The 4,864-nt window shown below is 62.0% G+C and carries 1 protein-coding gene; it reads left to right on the plus strand.

Translation table 11 applies throughout. The features are described from left to right. The coding region (locus J0O65_RS23850) for a beta strand repeat-containing protein (RefSeq protein WP_502793590.1) at positions 1–4,864 on the plus strand (4,864 nt) is incomplete at both ends.

Genomic DNA, 4,864 nt, shown 5'->3' on the forward strand with positions numbered 1-4,864 from the left:
CCGCAACGCTGAGCAATGCCGGCGGGCGGATCGAGCACGCTGGCCTGGGCCAGCTGGCCATCGATGCCGCAGCCTTGAACGGGCAGGGGGGCCAGATCACTGTCAATGGCAGCCTGAAGATCACCGCTGGCAGTATCGATTTTCGCAAGGCCAGTACGCAGGCTGGGCAGTTGACCATCGACAGCGGCAGCCTGGATAACCGTCAGGGAGAACTGGTGCAGCTGGGGCAGGGCGCTAGCAATATCCGCATCGCGCAAGTTCTGGACAATCAAGGTGGATTGATCGCCAGCAATGGCAATACCACCGTCAGCGCGCAGGTCATCAACAACCAGGGTGGCACGGTGCAGGCGGCGGGCAGCGCCACCTTGGACCTGAGCGCTGGTACTTCATTGAATAATGACAACGGCGGCAAGATCGCAGCGGGAGGCGACGCGACGCTTCAGGCCGGCAGTATGTCGAACCGCGGCGGCAGCCTGACGACGGGCGGAAGCCTTGCACTGACCTTGAACCAGGCGCTGGATAATAAGGACGGCCTGGTGGCCGCCAATGGCAATCTCGGCATCCAGGCTGCGAGTATCGACAATACGGGCGGTAAACTGGCCAGCGTCACGGGCAATCTGCGCGCGACCACGGGCCAGCTGCGCAACGACAGCGGACAAATCCAGGCAGGCGCGGACCTTGTTTTGCAAAGCTCAAGCCTTGGCAATACGCTGGCTTCCGGCTATGCCTCCGCAGGCAGCATCGTGGGCCGCAACGTCAGCATCGATACGGCGGGACAGGGCTTGAACAATGTCCAGGGAACCATCGCCGCCACGCAAGTACTGAATCTGCAAACTGGAGAGCTCAACAATCACGGTGGTTTGCTGCAAGCAGGCAATGCAATCGTCATCAATACCCATGGCCAGGCGCTCGATAACAGCGATGCCGCGGCGTATGCGGCCAGCCATGCCGGCAGCAATGGCGGCATCAGCAGTGGCGGGACGCTGACGCTGGCGACTGGCGCCTGGAACAACGCGGCTGGTTTCCTGGGCGCGGCGGGGCAGGTAGGCGGCAGCAGCGGCTATATCAATAATATGGGCGGAAAGATTGTTTCCAGCGGCGGCCTGGAACTGGCCATCGGCGGGCTGGCCAATCAGGGCGGCCAGGTGCAAGTGGTCGGCAACCTGGGCTTGCAGGCGGGCGCCGGCACGATCGACAACACGTCCGGACTGATACGTGGCGGCGCTGCCGTCGCGCTGGGGGCTGGCGCCATCGTCAACCAGGCAACGCAGGGGACCGACAAGGGAATCGAAGGCCGCGACGTCAACCTGTCGGCAGGCATGATCAATAACAGCCAGGGTGGCTTGCGTGCAGACAATAACCTGAGCATCAACAGCAACGGCAGTGTGAACAATACATCCGGGCTGATCAGTGCGAACAATACCGTCAGCGTCAAGGACGAGGGCGCCAGCCGCGGCCTGAGCATCAGCAATGGCGGCGGCACCATCATCGGCGGCGAACTGGCGGCGATCAAGGCAGCGGGCTTGGGCGGTAGTGGTAACGTGATGTCCAGGGGGGATCTGAGCCTGGATCTGAGCGGCAATCATGTTGTCGAAGCGGGGGCGCAGGTGATTGCCAACCGCAATGCCAGCCTCAGCGTGGGTGGCAGCCTTGTCAACGCGGGCAAGGTGCAGGCAGGCCAGATACTGGCGCTCAATGCCTACAGTCTCGACAATACCAGCAGCGGCGACATCAATGCCGGCACCACCAGGGTGAATGTCGGAGCGATCCTGACTAACCGCGGCGTGATCGATGGCGTGAATACGCAGATTGATGCGGGCACGCTCACCAATATCGGCAGCGGGCGCATCTACGGCACTGCGCTCAGCATCGGGGCGGGCACGTTGAACAATGCTGTCGAGGGCGGCGTGGCGGCGACGATAGCGTCGCGCGGCAGCCTCGATATCGGTGCCACCACCATCAACAACAGGGAACATGCACTGATCTTCAGCTCAGGGGACATGGCGATCGGTGGCAGCCTTGATGGTAACCGCTATGCCACAGGGGCCGTGGCCAGCCTGACCAATGCCAGCGCCACCATCCAGGCCATGGGCAATTTGGCGCTGAGGGCTGGCGAGATCACCTTGTTGAACAACCACTTTGCTGTCGAGTTTTCGTCACCTGGGCCAAGTGAATATTTTAATTACTACTTAACATATAGTGGCAAGCGATACGATGCCAATGCATCGGAAGTCGTAACCGTGCTAAGCACGAACGGGAATCGGTATTTGCGGACGCCAGATGGCGAGTACAGTAGGTTCACTGAATATCGTATTTACAGGACTGTCAGCACTAGCACGGTGACGGCATCTGATCCTGGCATGATTGTGGCTGGTGGAGATTTGACGGTGACTGCATATAAGACAGTCAACGAAAACGGCCGTCTTATTGCCGGCAAAACGTTGAATGTGCATAGCCAGATCGAGGATAACCGATCAACTGCAAATCAGACACGGGTAACAGAAACGGGCACTGAAATATTTTATGATGAAACGGACGGTGTGGTTGACGACGGTGTAAAAAACTTCGAGTTCGGCCATGCAGTGTCACCCTATTCCAACTCTTACATAATAGGTGGCGGCGACTTGCCTTCCACTCAAGCGCCGCCAAGCAATAGTGTGGCTGCGCGTTCGAACCTGTCTGCCGCAGGAGGAACCAGCGGAACTGGCGCTGCCAATGTCAGCGTCTGGCTCAACACGGTAGGCAATACGGCGGGTTCCGTTGCCGGCGTGGCCGCCAGTAGCGGCCAGGGTGCGGCCAGTGTTGGCGCAGCCAGTGGCCCAGGGGATAGCCAGCTCGGCAATGTCGGCGGCACGGGCGGGGTCGCTTCGGTGGCGGGCCAGACGGTGTCCGCGGCCGACGGCGGCAGCGCCGATATCCATATGTCCGCTATCCTGCGCTCCAACGTCGGCACGGGCACCAATGTGGCCAGCGCTGGCGTGGCCAGCGGCAGCGGCGGCTTGCAAGGCAGTGACCGGGCCGGCCAGGCTGGCCAGGCCGGCAGCATTTCCGCCGTGGCAGCGGCAGCCGTGGGCGCGGCGGTTGGTGAGGGTAATGCCAGCGTCATTCGCGATCCGAATCAGTTGGCAATCGGCTCGCAGGGCGGGCCAAGCAGCATAAGCGGCGGGGTAGGCTTGCACGGCAGCGACCGAACAGGCAGTGCCGGCCAGGCTGGCAGTGTGGGAACGGTAGCTGGCAGCAATGTGGCCGTGACGGGTGCGCCAGCCTTGGGCGGTGTCGATACGGCGGGCCTCGCTGTGGGCGCCGTAGCTGGCCCGGCCGGCGTTGCTGGCGCTAAAGGGATTCATGGCAGCGACCGGACCGGCAATGCGGGTGTGGCGGCGCAGCCTGGCGCAGTGGCGGGTAGTGCCTTGTCCAAGGTCGATGGCGCGGCAGGTGCCACGCAGGCGGCTGTGGGGGCGGGCACGCAAGCTGCCATCGGCACGGCGGCTGGCGCTGCTGGCAAGGTCGCGGCAGGCCCTGGCGCAGGCCAGGCGCGCTCGCCGCTGATCCGGCAAGTGGCGCTGGCCAATCCGGGGGGGAAGGCGGAAGTCGTCAGGACCGGGGCCAAACCACTGCAACTGCCGAATGCCAGCCTGTTCAAGATCAGTCCTTCGACGTCGGCCAAGTATCTGGTTGAGACCGATCCTCGCTTTGCCGAGTACCGCACCTGGACGGGTTCGGACTACATGAGCAGCAAAATGCAACTCGATCCCGCCGTCACGCAAAAGCGGCTGGGCGATGGCTTCTATGAGCAGCAACTGGTACGCGAGCAGGTCGCCGACCTGACGGGCCACCGTTTTACCGGCGACTATAGCAACGACGAAGAGCAATTCCGCGGCTTGATGGACGCCGGCGTCAGCTATGCCCAGCAGTATGGCTTGCGCCCCGGCGTGGCACTGACGCCGGAACAGATGGCGGCATTGACCAGCGACATCGTCTGGCTGGTCGAGCGCGAAGTCACGCTGGCCGATGGCAGCACGCAGAAGGCGCTGGTGCCGCAAGTGTATGTGCGCTTGCGTGCCGATGATATCGACGGCACAGGTGCCTTGTTGGCCGGCAAAAATGTCGATATCAATATCACCGGCGACCTGACCAACAGCGGCACCATTGCCGGGCGTGACGTGGTGTTGCTCAATGCGGAGAACGTCAATAACCTCGGTGGCCGCATCGATGGCGATGCGGTTGCCGTCGCAGCCCGCAATGACCTCAACAACATCAGCGGGACTATTTCCGCGAACAGTACGCTGCAAGCCAGCGCCGGACGGGACATCAATATCGCCACTGGCACGCTCGATGGCGGACACGTGATCGACCGCGTGGCGGGCTTGTATGTCAGTGGCGGTGCAAACGGTAGCGGCAACATGATTGTTTCTGCAGGGCGCGATGTCAGCATCACGGGCGCAATCGTCAGCAATACCGCGCCTGGTGGAGCGACGAGCCTTTCGGCCGGGCGCGACTTGAGTATTGGTTCGGTCGTCGCAAAAGCCACGAACGCTGTGGGGTCGGATTTTGCCAAGGAATTGGTCAGCGACGTGCAAAGCGACAAAGTGGCATTGATGGCAGGAAACGATATCAATATCCGCGCGAGTGGCGTCGTTGCCGAAACGCAGCTGCTTGCCAGCGCGGGCCGCGACATCAATCTGGTGACAACGACCGCCAGTGACTCCAGTGTAGGTCTGCGTGACAGAAAAACCATCAGCGACAGCAGTACGGTCGTCGACAAGGTGGCGGGCCTGTACGTCACGGGCACCGGCGAGGGGAATACGCTGATTGCCCAGGCGGGGAGAGACATGACACTCACCGCTGGCGTCATCGCCAATGC

The sequence above is a fragment of the Janthinobacterium sp. JC611 genome, assembly GCF_018682595.1.
Lineage (GTDB): Bacteria > Pseudomonadota > Gammaproteobacteria > Burkholderiales > Burkholderiaceae_D > Janthinobacterium.